Here is a 21,370-nt window from a genome sequence, read left to right on the forward strand (position 1 = left end):
GGTGGTCAGCTGGTGGAGTAGCCGCGGGTGGCGATCCAGTCGCCGAGGGCTTCGGTGGTGATCCAGTACTCGGCGGTGTTCGGGTTCGCCGAGTCGGCGATCTTCACCTGGTCGCCGGCGTCGCGGTAGCCGTTGACGGTGATGTAGTGGCCGCCGGCGAAGGAGTGGCTGCCGCCGTTGGTGTCGGTGGCGGTGCCGGCGATGTTGGCCACGACGGCGCGGCCGTCGTCGACGGTGCGGATGATGTCCTCGCGCAGGGTGTCGGTCTGCTTGTCGTCGGCCTCGGGGGTGGAGATCTCGACGCTGCGGTACACGTCGCGGCCGGTCTCGGTGTTCAGTACCGGGGTGATGTCGTTGATGGAGTCGGTGCCGGACTCGGTGGTGCCCATCCGCTCGGCCATCGCGTCCATGTCGATGTCCTTGTCCTGCACGGACAGGGCGTTGCGGGCGGCGGCGGGGCCGCAGTAGTAGAAGTTCGGCTGGGCCTCGTAGTCGACCGGGAGCACGCGGGTGTCGCCGCGCTCGCTCTGCACGGTGGGCTGCGCGGTGGGGGCGGCGAAGGCGGCGGTCGCCGGGGCGGCGATGGCGCCACCGGTGGCGATCAGGCCAGCAGCGGTCAGGGCGGTCTTCCGGAGGATGTCGGTACGCATGATGATCGAAGCCTTCCGCTCGGGGGTGCCGCGGACGCGCGGGGGCGCGCCAGCGGGGTCGGGCGAGGTGGTTCGAGAAGAAATCGAAAGGGGGTTCCGCCCGGCGGGGGTGCTACTCGGGCGGCCCGGGGAGGTAACCAACGCCGGCCCCGCGGCATTCCGCCGGCGGGCGACCACCGGGGTCCGGGGTCCGGCGGGGCGCTCGCGGCTGCCCCACATGGTTACGCCAGGTATAACCACCGGCCCCCACCGCCGATTCCCCGCCGGCTGTGACCCGGGCCACCCGACAAGCCGCCCAGACCGGGCGATCAGGTGACATCTCCCAGCGCAGTCATGCGGCGAGACCGGCGCAGCCATGCGGTGAAGCCGGACAGCCGACCCAGACCGGTGGATCGGTGACGCCGTGGCCCCGGGGCCCCGCCTATGCCGTCCTGGGGCGTGGCGCGGACGTCGCGACCTGCGCCGCCGGCGGATCAGCGGTGGTGGCGGGCCAGGGGACCTCAGCGGAGCGGTGGAAGGCGATGCCGGCCGCCGTCCAGCGGGGTCCCTGCCCGGCCAGTCGGGTACGAAACGCCGCCCAGTCGTGGGTGGCCCGCGGTGACCAGCCCAGTTCCGCGATGGCGGGTAGCCGGGGCAGGAGCATGAACTCGATCTCCGCCAGCGAGGTGACCGACTCGGTCCAGAGCGGGGCCTCCACCCCCAACACCGCCTCCGCCGGCACGCCTGTCACCTGGGTCGCCGGATCCCAGTCGTACGCCCGCCGTACGTCGATCAGGCCCGCCCAGTCATGTCCGATCGGGGTGTCGGCGGCGTACTTCATGTCCAGATACGCGCGGTTACCGGGGGAGAGGATCAGCCGGGCGCCGCGGCGGACCGCGTCGGCGGTGGTCGGGTCGACGCCGTCGGTGCCCCACCACTGGAGCACCCGTCCCTCGGCGTGGGCGGCCGGAGCCAGCTGGTGCCAGCCCACCACCGTCTTGCCGAGCTTGGCCACGATGCGTTGCGCCCGTTCCACGAATCCGGTGTACGCCGCTCCCTTCACCTTGAATGCCTCATCCCCGCCGATGTGCAGGAACGGCCCGGGGGTACGCGCGGCGACCTCCCCCAGCACGTCGGCGACGAACTCGTACGTCTGGGTGTTGGCGGGGTCCAGGTAGCTGAAGCCGACCTCGGTGCCGGTGTAGGGCACCGGCGTGGTTCCACCAGGGGCCAGCTCCGGGTACGCGGTCAGCGCGGCGTTGGTGTGCCCCGGCAGGTCGATCTCCGGAACGACGGTGAGGTGCCGGTCGGCCGCGTACGCCACGATCCGCTGGTAGTCGGCCGGGGTGTACCACCCGCCGGGGGCGCCACCGACCGCCGTGCTTCCGCCGATCGCGGCCAGCCGCGGTCGGGCTTCGACCGCGATCCGCCATCCCTGGTCATCGGTGAGGTGCAGGTGTAGGTGGTTGAGCTTGTAGCGGGCGAGGTGGTCGATCACCCGCAGTACGTCGTCAACCCCGAAGAAGTGCCGGGCCACGTCGAGCATGGCGCCCCGGTACGGGAAGCGCGGCCGGTCGAGGATCGATCCACCGGGCAGCGTCCAGGTGGCGCGGACCGGCGTGCTGCTCTCGATCGTGGCCGGTAGCAGCTGGCGCAGGGTTTGGGTGCCGTGGTGGAGCCCGGTCGCGGTGGCGGCGCTGATCCGGACCCCGGTCGGCGTCACGTCGAGTCGGTAGCCCTCGGGGCCGAGCTCGGGCTGCGCGGCGAGGACGAGCGCGATGCCGTCGGCCGGCTCGGGGTGCGGGGCCTCGGCGATCGGGAGCCGGTATCCGGTGGCCGGCCGGAGCAGGTCGGCGAGGCGTTCGGCGACGGCCCGCGCGGCGGGGCCGGGGCTGACCCGCACCACCGTGTCGGCCGTCAGCGTGAAGTCGGCGTGGGGCTCCGGGCGTACCTGCTCGGGGGCGGGCACCACGTCGCCCAGCCGGACCGGCGCGGGGGCGGGCCGGTGTTCCGGCTGCTGCGGCGAGGTGGTGGGGGTGGGGGTGGGGGTGGGGTGCACGGAGCTGCCTTTCGGGGGTGTATTCGCGGCGGTTGTGGCAAGGCTTCACCGAGAGCGTTGCATCAAGGGTACGGCGGCACGGTGGCTGCGTGATCGTGCGCGTGGAAGCGCTTCCAGCTACGGGTGCGAACACGGAAAGTGGGGACGACTGTGCCGATTGTCACCGAACAGTCCCTGGGGGTTCGATGTTCGCCTAACCTTCGCCCCACGATCGGCAGCGTGGCCACAGACCGGCGGCCGGGCCGCCCGGTGGCAGCTGAAACCTTCGTCAAGTGACACATTCGGCGTGTGTGGGAGGCTCTGGTGGCAGCGCAGGAGACAGTCGATCACAAGTACGTCTATGACTTCGCCGAGGGAAACAAAGACCAGAAAGAGCTCCTCGGCGGCAAGGGCGCCAACCTGGCCGAGATGACCAACCTCGGCCTGCCGGTGCCGCCCGGCTTCACGATCACCACCTCGGCGTGTCAGGCGTACCTCGCCACCGGTAGCGAGCCGGCCGGCCTCGCCGACCAGGTCGGTGCCCACCTCGACGCCCTGGAACAGGCGATGGGTCGAACCCTCGGTGACCCGGAGGATCCCCTGCTGGTCTCGGTGCGCTCCGGTGCCAAGTTCTCCATGCCGGGCATGATGGAGACCGTTCTCAACGTCGGCCTCAACGACCGCAGCGTCGTGGGGCTGGCCCGACAGGCCGGCGGCTCGGCGGGCTCCGGCTCCGACTCCGCCAGCGACAGCGACCGGTTCGCGTGGGACTCCTACCGTCGCCTGATCCAGATGTTCGGCAAGACCGTCTGCGCGGTGCCGGGGGAGGACTTCGAGCACGCTCTCGACGACGCCAAGCGGGCCAAGGGCAGCGACCTGGACCTGGACCTGACCGCCGACGACCTTCGGGCGCTGGTCGACACCTACAAGAAGATCTTCCGCCGGCACACCGGCCGGGACTTCCCGCAGGAGCCGCGGGAGCAGCTGGACCTCGCGATTCGGGCGGTCTTCGAGTCGTGGAACGCCGAGCGGGCGGTGATCTACCGCCGGCAGGAGCGACTGCCCGCCGAGGCGGGCACCGCGGTGAACGTGGTCGCCATGGTCTTCGGCAACCTCGGTACGGACTCGGGGACCGGCGTCGCCTTCACCCGCGACCCGGCCAGCGGGACCCAGGGCATCTACGGCGACTACCTGGCCAACGCGCAGGGCGAGGATGTCGTCTCCGGGATCCGCAACACCGTGCCGCTGCAGGAGTTGGAGCGGATCGACAAGACCTCCTACGACGAACTGCTCGACTACATGGCCCGGCTTGAGCGGCACTACAAGGATCTCTGCGACATCGAGTTCACCATCGAGCGGGGCAAGCTGTGGATGCTCCAGACCCGGGTCGGCAAGCGCACCGCCGCCGCCGCCTTCAACATCGCCGGGCAGCTCGTGGACGAGGGCCTCATTGACCTGGACGAGGCGCTGCACCGGGTCAACGGTGCCCAACTCGCCCAGCTGATGTTCCCGCGCTTCAACCTGGACCACGAGTTCCAGCCGGTCGCCACCGGCATCGGCGCCGCACCGGGCGCGGCCGTCGGCAAGGTGGTCTTCACCTCCGCCCGCGCGGTGGAGCTGGCCGGCCAGGGCGAGGCGGTGATCCTGGTCCGCCGGGAGACCAACCCGGACGACCTCAACGGCATGATCGCCGCGCAGGGCATCCTCACCTCCCGGGGCGGTAAGACCAGCCACGCCGCCGTGGTGGCCCGCGGCATGGGCAAGACCTGTGTCTCCGGTGCCGACCAACTCGACGTGGACATCCCGGCGAAGCGGTTCACCGTGGCCGGACAGACCGTTCACGAAGGCGACGTGGTGTCGATCGACGGCACGACCGGCAAGGTCTACCTGGGCGAGGTTCCGGTGACGCCGTCCGAGGTGGTGCGGTACTTCGAGGGCACCCTCGACCCGGAACCGGCCGACGTACTGGTGCAGGCCGTACACCGGATCATGACCCACGCCGACGACCGGCGGCGGTTGGCCGTGCGGACGAACGCGGACACCAAGGCGGACGCGGCGCGGGCCCGGCGCTTCGGCGCGCAGGGGATCGGCCTGTGCCGCACCGAGCACATGTTCCTCGGTGACCGGCGGGAACTGGTCGAGCGGCTCATCCTCGCCTCCACCGACGCTGATCGGGAGCAGGCGCTGGCCGCGTTGCTGCCGTTGCAACGGGCGGACTTCATCGAGATCTTCCGCGAGATGGACGGGCTGCCGGTCACGGTGCGGTTGATCGACCCGCCGCTGCATGAGTTCCTGCCCCCGCTGGAGCAACTCGCGGTCAACGTGGCGGTGGCCCAGGAGCGGGGCGAGGCCGCGGCCCGGGAAGAGGCCCTGCTGGCCGCCGTCCGGCGGATGCATGAGGAGAACCCGATGCTCGGCCTGCGTGGGGTCCGGCTCGGCCTGGTCATTCCCGGCCTCTTCGCCATGCAGGTCCGCGCGATTACGGAGGCCGCCGTCGCGGTCACCGAGTCCGGTGGATCGGCCTTCCCGGAGATCATGGTCCCGCTGGTCGGTGCGGTGCAGGAGTTGGAGACGGTACGCACCGAAGCCGAGAAGATCATCGCCGAGGTGGTCGGCGGCAGCGGTGTCGAGGTGTTGATCGGTACGATGATCGAGGTGCCGCGGGCGGCGTTGACCGCCGGCGAGATCGCCGAGGCGGCGCAGTTCTTCTCGTTCGGCACCAACGACCTGACCCAGATGGCGTGGGGCTTCTCCCGCGACGACGTGGAGGGCGCCTTCTTCTGGCGCTATCTGGAACTGGGCATCTTCGGCATCTCGCCGTTCGAGTCGATCGACCGGGACGGGGTGGGCCGGCTGGTGCGGATCGCCGCCGAGGAAGGGCGGGCCGCCCGGTCGGAGTTGAAGCTCGGCGTCTGCGGCGAGCACGGCGGTGACCCCGACTCGGTGCACTTCTTCCACGATGTTGGGCTGGACTACGTATCGTGCTCGCCGTTCCGGGTGCCGGTCGCCCGGTTGGAGGCGGGGCGGGCGGCCGTGGAGACCGCCGGATCGGACAGCCGCTGACGTGCCGGGCGGTGGGTGGCCGCCCACCGCCCGCCGCCCGCCGCCTGGCCGCCGCCCACCGCCCGCCGCCCGCCGCCTGGCCGCCGCCCACCGCCTGGCGGGCGTAACCTGGCGGCATGAATCCGGTCGGCCCGGACCAGCGGCGGTGGGTGGGCGAGCCTGCGAAGGACACCGGGCAGGACCGGTCGGCATTCGAGCGAGACCGCGCCCGGGTGCTGCACTCGGCGGCCTTCCGGCGGCTTGCCGCCAAGACCCAGGTGCACACGGCCGGCACCGATGACTTCCTCCGTACCCGGTTGACCCACTCGTTGGAGGTCGCCCAGGTCGCCCGCGAGATGGGCAGCCGGCTCGGCTGCGACCCCGACGTGGTGGACACCGCCGGGCTCGCCCATGATCTTGGGCACCCGCCGTTCGGGCACAGCGGTGAGGCGGCGCTGGACACCCTCGCCACGACCTGCGGCGGCTTCGAGGGCAACGCGCAGACGCTGCGCGTGCTCACCCGCCTGGAGGCGAAGGTGATCGGCCCGGACGGCACCCCCGCCGGGCTGAACCTCACCCGGGCCACCCTCGACGCGGTCAGTAAGTATCCGTGGCCGCGCCGGCCGGGAGAGCGCAAGTTCGGCGTGTACGCCGACGATCGCCCGGTCTTCGAGTGGCTGCGCGCCGACGTGCCAGACGGGCAGCGGTGCCTGGAGGCGCAGGTGATGGACTGGGCCGACGACGTCGCGTACTCGGTGCACGACGTCGAGGACGGCATCCACGGCGGGTACGTGACGCTGCGTCCGCTGCTGGCCGACGCCGACGAGCGGGCGGCGCTGGGTGCCGATGTCGCGGCGGCCTACTCCAACGAGTCCCCGTCCGACCTCGCTGAGGTACTGGTTGAGCTGCTTGCCGACCCGCTGCTCGCGGCACTGGCCGGCTACGACGGGAGTCATCGGGCGCAGGCCGCGCTGAAGGCGACCACCAGCGTGCTGACCGGTCGCTTCGTCGCCGCCGCGGTGGCGGCCACCCGGCGCCGGTTCGGGCCCGGTCCGCACCGGCGGTACGCCGCCGATCTGGTCGTGCCGCGCGAGGTCCGGGCCCGGTGCGCCCTGCTCAAGGGCATCGCCCTGCGGTACGTGCTGCGTCGCCCCGGCTCCGCCGCCCGGTACGAGCGGCAGCGGCAACTCCTCGCCGGCCTGGTCGCGGGCTTGGCCGACCGAGCCCCCGACGCGTTGGACGCGGTGTTCGCCCCGCTGTGGCGGGCTGCCGGAGACGATGCGGCCCGGCTGCGGGTGGTGGTCGATCAGGTGGCGTCGTTGACGGATCCGGCGGCGGTGCAGCGGCATGCCCGGCTCTTTGGTGGCCTGACCGGCGCCGTCGGGCAGGTTGACTTAGGTTAACCTAACCGTATGCCGGATCGCCCGAAGAAGGTCACGTCCACCCGTGTCGTCCGGATCGGACGGCCCACCCCGCACGTCGTTCGGCTGGTCCTCGGCGGCGAAGAACTGGCCGGACTGCCGGTCGGCGAGTTCACCGACCACTACATCAAGATTCTCTTCCCGGTGCCCGGGGCAGCCTACCCGGAGCCGATCGACCTGGCCGTGATCCGTCGGGACCTGCCGGCCGCGCAGTGGCCACGGCTGCGCGCCTACACCGTACGGGCCTTCGACGCCCACGCCGGTGAGCTGACCGTGGATGTGGTGTACCACGGCGACGAAGGGCTGGCCGGGCCGTGGGCCGCGGCGTTGCGCCCCGGTGACCCGGTGCACTTCGTCGGCCCGGGTGGGGCGTACGCCCCGAGTCCCGACGCCGACTGGCACCTGCTGGTCGGCGACGAGAGCGCCCTGCCGGCCATCGCCGTCGCCCTGGAGCGGCTGCCCGCCGGGGCTCCGGCCACCGTCCTGGTCGAGACCAGTGGACCGGCCGAGGAGCAGCCGCTGCCCAGCCCGGGGCAGGTGCGGCTGACCTGGCTGCACCGGGGGGACCAGCCGGTTGGCGTGGCGCTGGTCGCGGCGGTCCGGGCGCTGGACTTCCCACCCGGGGTGCACGCTTTCGTACACGGTGAGGCGACCTTCGTCCGGGAGCTGCGCCGGCTGCTGCGGGGCGAGCGGGGGGTTGCGCGCGAGCGGCTCTCCATCTCCGGCTACTGGCGGCGTGGGGTGGACGACGAGGGTTGGCGGGCCAGCAAGGCGGAGTGGAACCGTCAGGTCGAGGCCGAGGAGTCCGCCGCCGCCCCAACCTGACGATTGTTCCCATTTCGCCCCGGCACCACCCCCGCCACCCGCAGGATGGCAGAGGGGGCATCGGTGGACCGGCGGGCAGCGGAGGGGCGAACATGGGCGAGGCGGCTGGGCGACGGCCCGACAGCGGGAGCGTGGACCGCCCTTTGCTGGGCCTCGCCGTGGGCGTCGTGCTGGCCGTCGTGGTCTGGGGCGTCCTGGCACCCGACTCGGTCTCCCGGGTCGGTGGGTCCGGGCTGAGTTGGGTCATCACCACGTTCGGCTGGTTGTTCGTCGTCGCGGCGAACGTCTTCCTGGTGCTGACCTTCGTGCTGGCGTTCTCCCGGTTCGGCACCATCCGGCTGGGGGCCGAGACCGAGCGGCCGGAGTTCACCACCCTGGCCTGGGTCGCCATGATGTTCAGCGCCGGCATGGGGATCGGCCTGGTCTTCTTCGCCGTGGCCGAGCCGATCCAGCACTACGCCTCGCCGCCGCCGGCCACCGGAGCCGAGCCGGAGACCGGCGCCGCCGCCTCGGTCGCCCTGCAGTTCACCCTCTTCCACTGGACGCTGCACCCCTGGGCGATCTACGCGGTGGTGGCGCTCGCCCTGGCGTACTCGACCTTCCGCAAGGGGCGGGAGAACCGGATCTCGGCGGTGTTTCGCCCGGTGCTCGGCTCCCAAGCCGACGGCACGCTCGGACGGGTGATCGACCTGCTGTCGGTCTTCGCCACGGTCTTCGGCTCGGCGACCAGCCTCGGCCTCGGCGCGCTCCAGGTCACCGCGGGCCTGGACCGGGTCGCCGGGATCCCCAGCAGCAGGGCGGTGGAACTGGTCGTGATCGGGGCGTTGACCCTGGCCTTCGTCGTCTCGGCCTTCTCCGGGCTGCACCGGGGCATCAAGTGGCTGTCCACCACCAACGTGGTGCTGGCGGTGTTGCTGATGGCCTTCGTCTTCGTGGTCGGCCCGACCGTCTACATCCTTGATGTGCTGCCCGCCTCGATCGGCGACTACCTCAGCAACCTGGTCTTCATGTCGACCCGCACCGGGGCCTTCTCCGAGTCGTCCTGGTTGGGCTCCTGGACGATCTTCTACTGGGCGTGGTGGATCTCCTGGGCGCCGTTCGTCGGGACCTTCATCGCCCGTATCTCCCGTGGCCGTACGGTGCGTCAGTTTCTGATCGGCGTGCTGTTGGTGCCCAGCGGGGCCAGTGTGGTCTGGTTCGCGGTGCTGGGTGGCAGCGCGCTGCGGGTACAGGCCACCGGCGCCGCGGACCTGGTCGCGGAGACCGCCGCCGGCACCGAGAATGCGCTCTTCGGGCTGCTCGAGGCATTGCCGCTGGGCGTGCTGGCCAGCGTGCTGGCCATGGTGCTGGTGACGCTCTACTTCGTCACCAGCGCCGATTCCGCCTCCCTCGTGCTCGCGTCGCTGACCTCCCGAGGCGCGCTGCGCCCGCGCCAGGCGGTCGTCATCATCTGGGGTGTGCTCATCGGTGGAACCGCTGCGGTGCTGCTGCTGGCCGGTGGGCTGAGCGCACTCCAACAGGCGACGATCATGGTGGCGTTGCCGTTCGTGGTGGTGATGCTCGGCCTCGCCGTGTCGCTGGTCAAGGAGATGCGTGAAGACCCGGCGGTGCGGGTCCGCCCGCCCCACCAGCACGGGCTGGCCGAGGCCCTCGACCGCGCCCGCTCGACCAGGGAGGAGGGCCGCCACGCCCGCTCGACCAGGGCATCGGACCGCCGCGCCCGCGGGGACACGGAAGCGGAGGAGTAGACCCCCGCCCATCCTGGTCTCGGGCCACGGGTCCCACCGCGGGGGATTCGGGCGGCGGTCGCCGTGTCCGCGTCCCCCGGCCACCGGGACGCCGGTCGGACAGGGCAGGATGTACGGCGAGGAGGTGGCGGAGATGACGGGGCGGATCCGGGACGAGGACATCGCGTTGGTCCGCGAGCGCACCTCGATCTCAGAGATCATCTCCGAGACGGTCACCCTGCGGTCCGCGGGTGGCGGCAACCTCAAGGGGCTCTGTCCGTTCCACGACGAGAAGAGCCCGTCCTTCAACGTGTCACCAGCTCGTAACGTCTGGTATTGCTTCGGCTGTGGCGCGGGCGGGGACGCCATCAAGTTCCTGATGGATGCCGAACACCTCAGCTTCGTCGAGTCCGTCGAGCGGTTGGCCGGCCGCGCCGGCCTGCAGCTCCGCTACGTGGCCAACGATCACACCACCCCCCGGGCCCGGCCGCAGCAGGGGCAGAAGCAGCGGTTGATCGCCGCGCACGCCGCCGCGGTCGAGTTCTACCAGGCGCAGCTGACCACCGCCGGGGCCCGGCCGGCCCGCGAGTTCCTCGCCCAACGCGGCTTCGACAAGGCCGCCGCCGAGCGGTATGCCTGCGGCTTCGCGCCCGACGGGTGGGACCTGTTGACCCGTCACCTGCGCCAGCAGGGTTTCAGCCACGACGAGCTGGTTACCGCCGGGCTGTCCCGGCCGGCCCGGTCGGGCAGCCTGATCGACCGGTTCCGCCGCCGGCTGCTCTGGCCCATCCGGGACTTGGCCGGTGACGTCGTCGGCTTCGGCGCCCGAAAGCTCTTCGACGACGACGACAGCCCGAAATATCTGAACACCCCCGAGACGCCGATCTACAAGAAGTCCCATGTCCTCTACGGCATCGACCAGGCCAAGCGGGAGATCGCCAAGCAGGGCAAGGTGGTCGTGGTCGAGGGCTACACCGACGTGATGGCCTGTCACCTGGCCGGGGTGCCGACCGCGGTGGCGACCTGTGGCACCGCTTTCGGCGGCGACCACATCGGGGTGCTGCGCCGGCTACTGCTGGACACCGACGCCGTCGCCGGTGAGATCATTTTCACTTTCGACGGGGATGCGGCCGGGCAGAAGGCGGCGCTGCGCGCCTTCGACGATGATCAGCGCTTCGTCGGGCGTACCTTCATCGCGGTCAGCCCGGACGGCATGGACCCCTGTGAGCTGCGGCTGGCCAAGGGGGAGCTGGCCGTTCGGGACCTGGTCGCGCGCCGTGAACCGCTGGTCGACTTCGCGCTGCGGCACGTGATCGGCCGGCACGACCTCGACACCGTCGACGGTCGGGTGGAGGCGATGCGCCGGGCGGCGCCGTTGGTCGCCAAAATCAAGGACCGCGAAAAGCGCCCAGAGTACGTCCGCAAGCTCGCCGGGGACCTCGGCATGGAGATCGAGCCGGTTCAGCGGGCCGTGCTGGCTGCCGCCCACGCCCCCGGCAAGGCCAACACCGCCCCCGGCAAGGCCAACACCGCCCCCGGCAAGGCCCCGGCACCGCCGCAGTCACCGGCGGAGAGCCCACAGGCGGCTGTCGAGCGGGAGGCGCTGAAGCTGGCCCTGCAGGCGCCGGTGCTCGCCGGGCCGATGTTCGACGCCGTGGAGGCCACGGAGTACCGCCATCCGTTGCATGTCTCGGTCCGGGCGGCGGTGGCGGCGGCCGGGGGAGCGGCGGCGGCGCCCGGCGGTGCGGTCTGGATCGAGTCGGTCCGCCACGCCTGTGTGGACCTCGCCGCCCAGGCGCTCGTCGGTGAGCTGGCGGTCGAGCCGTTGCGAATCGACGGGGAGCTCGATCCGCGCTACGTGTCGGTGACGATGGCCCGCCTCCAGTGGGGAGCGGTGACCGGCCGGATCCGGGAGCTCAAGTCGAGAATCCAGCGGATGAATCCGGTCAGCAACAAGGACGAGTACTTCACCGCCTTCGGTGAGTTGCTGTCCCTCGAGCAGCATGCGCGGGCGTTGCGTGAGCAGGCCGCGGGTGGGCTGTGAGGCCGACCGCCGGCAGGTGCGGGGGCAGGTAGCCATGGGAGGGTGCTAGATGGGGTTGTTCCGCCGCCGGCCAAAACTGTCGCCGGCAGACCGTCCACCGCTCGTCGCCGGGGAACGGGTGCTCGCCTGGGCCGCCGCCGGTGGTTGCGCGGCGGGCAGCGTACTGGTCGCCACCAACCTCGGGCTCTGGCTACCCCAGCGGACGGAACGGCTGGGCTGGCACGACATCCTCCGGGCGGTCTGGTCTGGGCAGGAGTTGGTGGTCACCGCCGCCGAGCCCGTGGTCGAGCGGGACGGCTATCTGGTGGTGGCCGACCGCCCCACCGAGACCTACCCGTTGCCGGATCCGGGAGAGCTGCCGCACCAGGTGCGGGAACGGGTGACCCGCTCGGTCGCGTACACCGAGGCGTACTCGGTGCCCGGCGGTGCGGGCCGCGTGGTCGCCCGGCGGGTCCCGGGCGTTGACGGGCTGACCTGGACGGTCCGGTACGAGCCAGGCACTCCGGTCGACGATCCCGCGGTAAGTGCGGAGACCGAGCGCCTGGTCGCCGCGGCCCGCGTCGCGACCACCGCCCCGGAGGCGTGACAACGCGGCCAAGGGCGGCGGGGGCGGTCGGCCGCCGCGGGTGTGGACCGGTCGGCTGGGCGAAAACCCGGTGAAGAGTGTCGGACCGGGTGGCTAGGGTCAGGGGGTGACCACGGCTCAACCACTCATCCAGGCGCGGGGGCTGGTGAAGCGGTTCGGCGGCTTCACCGCGGTCGACGCCATCGACGTTGCGGTCCGGGCTGGGGAGGCGTTCGGCTTCCTCGGGCCCAATGGCGCCGGCAAGTCGTCCACCATGCGCATGATCGGCTGTGTCTCGCCGCCCAGCGGCGGCGAGCTGCGCATCCTCGGCATGGATCCGGTGCGAGACGGGCCGGCGATCCGGGCCCGCCTCGGTGTCTGTCCCCAGCTCGACACGCTCGACCCGGAGCTGACCGTCCGGGAAAATCTGATCACCTACGCCCGCTACTTCGGCATCGCCCGCCGGGTGGCCCGGCTGCGCGCCGCCGAGCTGCTCGATTTCGTGCAGCTCAGCGAGCGGGCCGACAGCAAGGTGGAGCCGCTCTCCGGCGGCATGAAGCGACGGCTCACCATCGCCCGGGCGCTCGTCAACGAGCCCGAGATTGTGCTCCTGGACGAGCCGACCACCGGTCTTGACCCGCAGGCCCGGCACCTGGTCTGGGAGCGGCTGTTCCAGCTCAAGCAGCGGGGCGTCACGCTGGTACTCACCACGCACTACATGGACGAGGCCGAGCAGCTCTGCGACCGGCTGGTGGTGATGGACGGTGGGCGGATCGTCGCCGAAGGCTCCCCCCGCGTGCTGATCGAGCAGCACTCCACCCGCGAGGTGGTCGAGCTGCGCTTCGCGGGCGAGTCGCAGGAGCCGTTCGCCAGCAAACTCGACCAACTCGGCGAACGGGTCGAGGTGCTGCCCGACCGGGTCCTGCTCTACGTGTCCGACGGCGACGCGGCGGTGGCCGAGGTGACCGCGCTCGGCCTGCACCCGGTCAATGTGCTGGTGCGGCGTAGCGGCCTGGAGGATGTCTTTCTGCACCTCACCGGCCGCACGCTGATCGACTGAGCCCGCGAGGAGCCGGGCCGAAGCGGCCCGGGTGGATGGGAGCGAAGGCATGACACAACTCGCGGCCACGCGGGCTCGGCCTGGCCCGGCCCGGGCCCTGGCGGTGCTGCGATACCACCTGGTCGGTTACCGGCGCACCTGGCGGGGTGGGGTGCTCTCGTCGTTCCTGCTCCCCACGCTGACCGTGCTCGGCTTCGGCGTGGGCGTCGGGGCCTTCATCGACCAGGGTGTCGATGGTGTCTCCTATCTGGAGTGGATCGTCGGAGGGCTGCTCGCGTCAACCGCGTTGCAGGTGGCGATCGCCGAGTCCACCTGGCCGGTCTACAGCAGCCTCCAGTGGACCAAAATCTACTTCGCCCAGTATGCGGCACCGCTGCGGGTAATGGACATCATGGCTGGTCAGCTGGCGTTCGTGCTGTTCCGGGTGCTGACCTCGGCTGCGGCGTTTCTGCTGGTGACCGGGGTGTTGGGGGCCCTGCGCTCGCCGTGGGCGGTGCTGGCGCTACCGGTGGCGGCGCTACTCGGCCTGGCCGTTGCCGCGCCCACCTTCGCCTACGCGGCGACGGCCTCCAGCGACAGCTGGCTCGCCTTGCTGTTCCGGTTCGCGGTGATCCCGATGACGCTTTTCGCCGGGGTCTTCTTCCCGGTCGAGTCGCTGCCGGTGGGGCTGCGCTGGCTGGCATACGTGACCCCGCTCTGGCACGCGGTTGACCTGAGCCGGGCGGCCACGCTCGGCGCTGCGCCGGTCTGGTCGGTCACCGGCCATCTGCTCTACCTCGCCGCCTGGGCGGCCGGCGGGTGGCTGCTCGCCCACCGTGCCCTGCGCCGCCGGCTCGTCGTCTAGGAAGGGGGCGTCATGGTCGCTCTGGTGTTGCCCCGGCTGATGGATGTCTCGGCGGCGTCGCGCCGGTCGGCCTCGGTGGCCGAACGGAACGTCTCGGCCCTGAAGTCGATTTACTGGCTGCTGTTGGTCTCCGGCTTCGTCGAGCCGCTGCTCTACCTCTTCTCCATCGGGGTCGGGGTGGGGGCGCTGGTCGGTGACCTGACGCTGCCCGGCGGAACCGTCGTCAGCTACGCGGCGTTCGTCGCGCCCGCGATGCTCGCCTCGTCGGCGATGACCGGGGCGTTCGCGGAGACCACCTTCAACTTCTTCGGCAAGATGAAGTACATGAAGCTGTACGACGGGGTGATCGCCACCCCGGTGCAGCCGTTCGAGATCGCCCTCGGTGAGCTGGCCTGGGCAATGCTCCGGGGCAGCGTCTACTCCGGCGCGTTCCTCGTGGTGATGGTCGTGATGGATCTGACCACCGCCGCCCGGGCGGCGGTCGCCTTCCCGGCGGCGGTGCTGGTCGGTTTCACGTTCGGGGCGATCGGCATGACGATCGCCACCTTCATGCGGAGCTGGCAGGACTTCGACGTGTTGGGGTCGGCGCAGTTCGTGCTCTTCCTCTTCTCCGGCACGTTCGTCCCGGCGCAGGCATACCCGACGCTGCTGCGCTGGCTGGTCGAGGTGACTCCGCTCTACCGCGCGGTGCACCTGATCCGGGGGATCACCGTCGGCGGCGGTGGCTGGACGTGGCTGCTCGACGTCGGATACCTGCTGGTGGTCCTGGCCGTCGGCCTCCTTATCGCATCCCGCCGGATGAGCCGGTTGCTCTACCGGTAACCGGTGTGCCGGCGAAGGGGTCGTCCGCGGCGGCCGGGCTCCGTCGCTGGCCGTTGTCGCTGAAGGTCTCGCCCAGCTTGGACTGGCCGAGCTTGTCGCGGCTCTCGCTGTAGAACCGGTTCGCCTGTGCCTGCGCCACCCCCGCCGCCTCCTGGACAGTCGGGTGGTCGACGATCTTGCGACCCCACACCACCAGTTCCTCGTACGCTTCTCGGCCGGCGCGGGCGCCCAGGACGAATCCCACCGCCATCCCGCCAAGGAACATGATCTTTCCGCGCATGGCGGCTCCTTCCGTGCTTAACGTGCTAACTCCCCATCCTGCTCCCCGCGCTGGTCTCCGGGTGCCCTGACACCGATTTATCTGGCACATCCGGAATATTGGGTGGGAATGCCCGCGGTAGCACCCGTAGCGGTGCGGTAACCCCCTCGACTGGGGCCGCCGGTTGTCCTGTACTCTTGTCCCGTCGCACGGCGAACCGGAACTCCGGAGCTCGGGCGGCGGCACGATCCCCCGTAGCTCAATTGGCAGAGCAGCCGGCTGTTAACCGGCAGGTTTTTGGTTCGAGTCCAAACGGGGGAGCTCCCTCCCCATCAAGCCCACCGACCCAGGTCGGTGGGCTTTCTTCGCTGTGGCACCCGGCACGTGCCGGGCTTCCTGTGCTTTCGGCACCCGGTCCGTCGGTCCGGCGCATCACCCCACAGTGGCCCTTACCGGTGGTTTCGGGACCGGAACCGGCGCCGGAGGGCAGGATGGGAGACGTTGACCAAGATCCCTAACGCGCTGGACGGCGCATCGGGTGGGTGTGGATGTCCGGGAAAGGTGCCGCGGGCCGGGGCACGCTGGTCGCCCTGCTCATCGCGCTCGCCTGGCTGGTGGTCGGCGGCCTCGCCGGGCCGTACACCGGCAGACTCAGTGAGGTCACCACCAACGACAACGCCGCCTTCCTCCCCACCGAGGCCGAGGCGACCCGGGCCCAGGACCTCTCCGAACTCTTCGTGGACCAGCTGACCACCCCGGCGCTCATCGTCTACGAACGCACCAGCGGCATCACCGACGCCGACCAGCAGCAGATCGCCGCCGACACGGCCGAGATCGCCGAAGTACCCGGTGTGGTCGGCCCGCTGCCGCCGCCGATCCCCAGCGCGGACGGGCAGGCGGTCCAGCTGATCGTCCCGGTCGACGACGAGCGGGGCGAGGAGATCGCCACCGTCGTGGCGGAGCTGCGGGACGTTGTCGGCGCGGATCGAGACGGGCTCACCGTCAACGTCACCGGGCCGGCCGGCCTGCTCGCCGACCTGATCGATGTCTTCTCGGCGATCGACGGCACACTGCTGCTGGTCACCCTCTGCGTAGTGCTCCTCATCCTGCTGGTCGTCTACCGCAGCCCGGTACTGTGGATCTTCCCGCTGCTCGCCGCCGGGATGTCCTTCTCGCTGGCCACGGCGGCCGTCTACTGGCTCGCCGAGGCCGACATCCTGACCCTCGACGGGCAGGCGCAGGGCATCCTCACCGTGCTGGTCTTCGGCGCCGGCACCGACTACGCCCTGCTCCTGATCGCCCGGTACCGGGAGGAGCTACACCGGCACGAGAAGCCGGCTGCCGCCATGCTGGCGGCCTGGCGCGGCGCCGCCCCGGCGATCGCCGCCTCCGCCGGCACCACCATCGCCAGCCTGCTCTGCCTGCTGTTGTCCAGCCTGAGCTCCAACCAGGCACTCGGGCCGGTCGCCGCCATCGGCATCGGCGCCACCCTGCTGGTGATGCTCACCCTCCTACCCGCGCTGCTCGTGCTCGGCGGGCGCCGGGTGTTCTGGCCGCGCCAGCCGCGACTCGACCACGCCGAGCCGGAGACCGAACACGGCATCTGGGGTCGCGTAGCGGGGTTCGTAGCCCGCCGGTCCCGACCGGTGTGGCTGGTCACCGCGTTCGCGCTGGCCGCACTCGCCCTCGGCCTCACCCAGCTGGGCGCGACCACGCTGGGCGAAAGCGACCTGTTTACCGAGCAGACGGACTCGGTCGCGGGTCAGGAAGTGATCGCCCGCCACTACCCGGCCGGCACCGGGAGCCCGGCCGTCATCTTCACCCGCCAGGAAACCGCCGAACAGGTCGCCGCCGTGGCCCAGGAGACACCCGGCGTCGTCGCGGTGCGACCGGTCACCGACCGTCCCGGCGCCGGTCCCGGCTCGGACTCGGCCGGCGATTCACCACCGACCGAGCCGCCGAAGGTCGTCAACGGCATCGTGCAACTCGAGGCGACCCTCGCCGACGCACCCGACTCCGACGGCGCCGAAGAGACCATTCGGGAGCTACGGGTGGCGGTCCACGCCGTACCCGCCGCCGACGCGGTCGTCGGCGGCGTCACCGCGATCAACATCGACACCGCTGACGCCTCCACCCGAGACCGCAACGTCATCATCCCGGTGGTCCTCAGCGTCATCGCCGTCATCCTGGCGCTGCTGCTGCGCGCCCTGCTCGCCCCGCTGCTGCTCGTCGCCACCGTGCTGCTCTCGTACGGTGCCACGCTGGGCCTCTGCGCGCTGATCTTCAAATACCTCTTCGACTTCCCCGGGGTGGACGCCTCCTTCCCGCTGTTCGCCTTCGTCTTCCTGGTCGCCCTCGGCATCGACTACAACATCTTCCTGATGAGCCGGATCCGGCAGGAAGCGGTGCAGCGGGGCACCCGCTCCGGCGTGCTGCACGGGCTCGTCGTCACCGGCGGCGTCATCACCTCCGCCGGCATCGTGCTCGCCGCGACCTTCAGCGCGCTGGCCGTACTCCCGCTGGTGGTGCTCATCGAACTGGGCGTGGCGGTCGCCGTGGGCGTCCTGATCGACACGATCATCGTCCGCTCGCTGCTGGTGCCCGCCCTCGCGTACGACATCGGGTCGAAGATCTGGTGGCCGAGCCGGCTGGCCCGGACCAGCGGAGAGCGGGAGTCGCGGGATGCCGGCTGACACCGACGTGGTGATCGTCGGTGGTGGCCTGGCCGGGCTGGCGGCGGCGCGCCGCCTGCACCGCGCCGGAGTGCCCTGGCGGCTCCTCGAAGCGAGCGGCCGGCTCGGCGGCCGGGTCGGCACCGACACCGTTGACGGGTTCCGGCTCGACCGGGGCTTCCAGGTACTCAACCCGGCGTACCCGCGGCTCGGCACCCTGCTGGACGTCAACCAGCTCGGCCTCGGATACCTCGTCCCCGGGGTGCTGGTGCGCCACGGCGACACCCGGAGCCGACTGGTCAACCCGCTCCGCGAGCCGGTCGGCGCGCCCACCACCCTGCTCGCCGGAGTCGGGTCGCTGCCCGACCGACTCCGCTTCGCCGCACTCGCCGCCGGCGCCGCCACGCTGCCCGCGCGGCAGCTACTCAACGCCCCGGAGACCACCACCGAGGTGGCCCTGCGCCGCGCCGGGCTCTCCGACACCATCATTGAGCAACTGCTGCGGCCGTTTCTCTCCGGTGTGTTCCTCGAACGCGAGCTGGAGACCTCCAGCCACGTCTTCGCGCTGGTGCTGCGCTCCTTCGTCCGGGGCCGCATCGGCCTGCCCGCCGAGGGGATGGCCGCGCTGCCGTACGCGATCGCCGCCCAGCTCCCCGCCGACCTGATCGACCTGGAGACCCCGGTGGACCACGTCGCGCCGGGCCGGGTGCGGACCCCGGCCGGTGCCGTCACCGCGCGGGCCGTCGTGGTCGCCGTCGACCCACCCACGGCGACCACCCTGCTGCCGGTGCTTCCCACGGTCCGCATGCACAGCTACACGACCTGGTACCACGCCACCGAGACAGCGCCACTGCAGGAGCCGATCCTGCTCGTCGACGGTGACCGCCGCGAACTGATCACCAACACCGTCGTCGTCAGCCAGGCGGCCCCGACGTACGCGCCGAAGGGGCAGCACCTCGTCGCCACCTCGATGGTGGGCCCGACCGTACCGCCCGAGCCGGTGATCCGCACCGAATTGGCCCGCCTCTACGGACAGTCCACCACCGACTGGGCTCACCTGAGCACTGTCACCATCGCCGGGGCGCTCCCCGCCGCGCCACCGCCACAGGGCCGGCTGCGGCGCCCGGTCGCGCTCGGCGACGGCCTCTTCGTCGCCGGCGACCACCGGGACAGCCCGTCGATCCAGGGCGCGCTGGCCAGCGGCTGGCGGACCGCCGGCGCGGTCCTCGCGTACCTGCGGCCAACGGCCTGACTGCGCCTCGGCCGAGCAGGCCGGGAGCACACTGTTATCCTCGCGTTGCCCATCGTGCTACAGCGCTTGCCGCCGTGATCGAGGGAAGCTGGTTCGTGCTGGCCACTGATCAACCAGGCGGGTACGATCCAGCGCGGTACGGGGCGGTAGCTCAGCTGGTCAGAGCAGGGGACTCATAATCCCTCGGTCGCGGGTTCAAGTCCCGCCCGCCCCACCAGGTAAAACAGGTAAGTGAAGATCGTCAAAATTGGTGTTCAGGTGCACGGCAGGTGCACGAGGGCCCAGAATTCGGGGACGCGTCACCCGGACGCGGCCCCGAAACTGTGCGGCGATGAGTTGGCCGCGGCCCGAGCCCCGCGACGGGAACCGGGATACCGTCGCTCCGTTCATGCCGTTGGTCACGGTCTGGACCTGCTCCATCAACGTACGGGCGGTCGCGTCGCCCTCTGCCAGGAACACGTCCATCGCCTGCTGGATGGCTCGCATCTGCCGGTCCTCGTGGTATTCGTGGATCGCATCGACCTCCCTCGCGCGCCGGTCCATGTGGAACACGATCAGCCACGTGAGGGTGGTGGCCACGGCGGAGATGCCGAGAACAGCCGACGCTGCGAGGAACGCCGCGTAGTCGGTGGTTAGCGGCGTGCTGACGCGGTGCTCCACGTCGGCCCGGATGCCCGCCCACACATAGATTGAGACGGTGCCGAAGACGCCGGCAGCGACACCGTAGAGGCTATGGGAGCGGTTGCTGCGTCGGCGGGCGAGGACGGCCTGCACTGCGGCGGCGTCATGCTGGCCACGGCTGGAGTTCCGCGCATCGTCGCCGTTGTATGGGGTGAACACTATTGCTCCGATTCCGTTGATGCCTTAGGGGGTCGGGGACGCGGCGTGGAGTTCTGCGTCCCGCTGCTGAGATGTGCGTTGGTTGCGCTCGCGGGTGTTCAGGCGCCGGGTGTTGTTTTCAGCTTGTATTGGTCTCGGTGCCACCAGGTGGTGTAGGTCGGCTGCAGACGTCCGACCTGTTGAGCGGGGTCCGAGATTGCGGTGCGAAGGGGTGACTGAGGCGGCGGGATTGGAATTCGAACACATGTGCCAGCCCAAAGGGAAGGCTTCTCGCGGCGTGTCGAAATCTTGGTCGATGAGATGTGCGCGGTGGATGGGCGCAACCATGTGGCATGAACTCTCGTCATCTGAATGTGATCACCAGGCGACTAATGGTAATAGCGGTTCCACAATCGACAAGTAAAGAAAGTTAATGGTATTTGCGCCTTTTGCGACTAATGGAATGTCCGACACGGACAGGCTGAGACGAAATCAGCCAGGTCAAGGAGTGCGGGTGTACGGGAATTCGGTACGGCGCGACGCGCCGAGACGACCACACGGACCGGTGGCGGCGCGACCGGCAGGCAGGGAGTATCGTCGATGCTGGCGGCCCGCCGGAGTTGAGGCCGGCGGTCCGCCGCCCAGACCTCAACCTGGGAGGCCAGCATGGAACCGAACCACGACCCAATGCCGCCCGGTGGGCGGATCAAGCTCTATCGCAAACGGCGCGGGCTCACCCAGGAGGTGTGCGCCCAACTCAAGGGCGTCAGCGTGGGCGCCTGGCGGAAGTGGGAATCCGGAGAACGCTCAGTCAACAGCCTGGGCGACTGGATCGAGATTGCTCGGATTCTCAATGTCCCTGACCTCTACAAACTCACCGGTCATCCGCTCGGGGTGATGCCCGACGACCGAGCCGAACACGAATCGGTGCCGCCGCTGCGGGCGGCGATGACCGCCTATGCGCCCGACGCCGACCAGCTATCAAACCTCGCTGAACTACAGTCGGCGGTCCGGCTGGCATGGACAACTTGGCGCCAATCACGGCAGCGCTACACCTACACCAGCCCGGTCCTGCCGGGCCTGGTGCACGCGTCCCGGGCTGCGGTCGCCAGCCTCGACGGCAACGAGCGACGGCAAGCACAGAAAGTCGCGGCCGACCTGTACCTACTCGTCCGCTCGTTCGCGAAGAGGGTCGGCGCCCAGGATCTTGCGGTGATCGCTGCTGATCGAGCACTGACAGCCGCATTCGAGGCCGATGATCCTGCCTATCGGGCATCCGCGGCGTGGAACATGGGACAGGTGCTCTCCAACCGAGGGCATACCGAGGACTCGGTAGACATGTGCGAGCAGG

Annotated in this window: 16 protein-coding genes and 2 tRNA genes; 14 read left to right on the plus strand and 4 right to left on the minus strand. The window is 70.7% G+C overall.

Translation table 11 applies throughout. The annotated features are described in order from the left end of the window. Positions 1-5 precede the first annotated feature (5 nt). Both T398_RS25215 and T398_RS25220 read right to left on the minus strand, forming a co-directional pair. Positions 6-650, minus strand: a complete 645-nt coding sequence (locus tag T398_RS25215) for a C39 family peptidase (protein ID WP_496450325.1) — start codon at positions 648-650, stop codon at positions 6-8. A gap of 421 nt (positions 651-1,071) precedes the next feature. Then, complete coding sequence (locus T398_RS25220; protein WP_496450326.1) at positions 1,072-2,688, minus strand: beta-N-acetylhexosaminidase; 1,617 nt, start codon at positions 2,686-2,688, stop codon at positions 1,072-1,074. 303 nt (positions 2,689-2,991) lie between these two features. Here T398_RS25220 and ppdK point away from each other — a divergent pair, with 303 nt between their 5' ends. From ppdK to T398_RS25265, 9 genes are all read left to right on the plus strand, one after another. Further along, positions 2,992-5,730, plus strand: a complete 2,739-nt coding sequence (gene ppdK, locus T398_RS25225) for a pyruvate, phosphate dikinase (RefSeq protein ID WP_496450327.1) — start codon at positions 2,992-2,994, stop codon at positions 5,728-5,730. A gap of 116 nt (positions 5,731-5,846) precedes the next feature. Continuing rightward, positions 5,847-7,112: a deoxyguanosinetriphosphate triphosphohydrolase gene (locus T398_RS25230; protein ID WP_496450328.1), complete on the plus strand. Its 1,266-nt coding sequence runs from the start codon at positions 5,847-5,849 to the stop codon at positions 7,110-7,112. A 9-nt stretch (positions 7,113-7,121) separates the two neighbouring features. Beyond that, on the plus strand, positions 7,122-7,955 hold the full coding sequence (locus T398_RS25235) for a siderophore-interacting protein (protein WP_496450329.1): 834 nt from the start codon (positions 7,122-7,124) through the stop codon (positions 7,953-7,955). Between the two features lie 92 nt (positions 7,956-8,047). Beyond that, positions 8,048-9,703, plus strand: a complete 1,656-nt coding sequence (locus T398_RS25240) for a BCCT family transporter (RefSeq protein WP_496450330.1) — start codon at positions 8,048-8,050, stop codon at positions 9,701-9,703. A gap of 109 nt (positions 9,704-9,812) precedes the next feature. Then, positions 9,813-11,726 (plus strand): DNA primase, encoded by a 1,914-nt coding sequence (gene dnaG, locus T398_RS25245; RefSeq protein WP_496450331.1) that lies wholly within the window; start codon positions 9,813-9,815, stop codon positions 11,724-11,726. A gap of 49 nt (positions 11,727-11,775) precedes the next feature. Continuing rightward, the gene (locus T398_RS25250) at positions 11,776-12,312 is read left to right on the plus strand and encodes a hypothetical protein (protein WP_496450332.1); all 537 of its coding nucleotides are present in this window, start codon (positions 11,776-11,778) and stop codon (positions 12,310-12,312) included. 106 nt (positions 12,313-12,418) lie between these two features. After that, positions 12,419-13,351 carry an ABC transporter ATP-binding protein gene (locus tag T398_RS25255; protein ID WP_496450333.1) on the plus strand — a complete coding sequence of 311 codons (933 nt, stop codon included), beginning with the start codon at positions 12,419-12,421 and terminating at the stop codon, positions 13,349-13,351. A gap of 49 nt (positions 13,352-13,400) precedes the next feature. After that, positions 13,401-14,195: an ABC transporter permease gene (locus T398_RS25260; protein WP_496450334.1), complete on the plus strand. Its 795-nt coding sequence runs from the start codon at positions 13,401-13,403 to the stop codon at positions 14,193-14,195. 12 nt (positions 14,196-14,207) lie between these two features. Beyond that, positions 14,208-15,017, plus strand: a complete 810-nt coding sequence (locus T398_RS25265) for an ABC transporter permease (protein ID WP_496450335.1) — start codon at positions 14,208-14,210, stop codon at positions 15,015-15,017. On the opposite strand, the gene T398_RS25270 is transcribed toward T398_RS25265, so the two are convergent. Beyond that, positions 14,977-15,297, minus strand: a complete 321-nt coding sequence (locus T398_RS25270) for a hypothetical protein (protein WP_496450336.1) — start codon at positions 15,295-15,297, stop codon at positions 14,977-14,979. The two genes, T398_RS25265 and T398_RS25270, sit on opposite strands and share 41 nt — an antisense overlap. Before the next feature lie 227 nt (positions 15,298-15,524). On the opposite strand from T398_RS25270, the gene T398_RS25275 reads away from it, so the two are divergent. From T398_RS25275 to T398_RS25290, 4 genes are all read left to right on the plus strand, one after another. After that, a tRNA-Asn gene (locus tag T398_RS25275) sits at positions 15,525-15,597 on the plus strand. Between the two features lie 227 nt (positions 15,598-15,824). Beyond that, positions 15,825-17,969, plus strand: coding sequence for an MMPL family transporter (locus tag T398_RS25280; RefSeq protein WP_496450337.1), 2,145 nt, complete (start codon positions 15,825-15,827; stop codon positions 17,967-17,969). Beyond that, positions 17,959-19,200: an FAD-dependent oxidoreductase gene (locus T398_RS25285; protein WP_496450338.1), complete on the plus strand. Its 1,242-nt coding sequence runs from the start codon at positions 17,959-17,961 to the stop codon at positions 19,198-19,200. Before T398_RS25280 ends, T398_RS25285 begins: the two co-directional genes overlap by 11 nt. A gap of 140 nt (positions 19,201-19,340) precedes the next feature. Beyond that, positions 19,341-19,417, plus strand: a tRNA-Ile gene (locus T398_RS25290). Here the strand turns inward: T398_RS25290 and T398_RS25295 are convergent. After that, positions 19,396-20,040 (minus strand): hypothetical protein, encoded by a 645-nt coding sequence (locus tag T398_RS25295; protein ID WP_496450339.1) that lies wholly within the window; start codon positions 20,038-20,040, stop codon positions 19,396-19,398. The genes T398_RS25290 and T398_RS25295 overlap by 22 nt on opposite strands. Before the next feature lie 645 nt (positions 20,041-20,685). Here T398_RS25295 and T398_RS25300 point away from each other — a divergent pair. Further along, the coding region (locus T398_RS25300; protein WP_496450340.1) for a helix-turn-helix domain-containing protein at positions 20,686-21,370 on the plus strand (685 nt) is incomplete at its 3' end.

This window comes from Salinispora goodfellowii, from assembly GCF_059570675.1.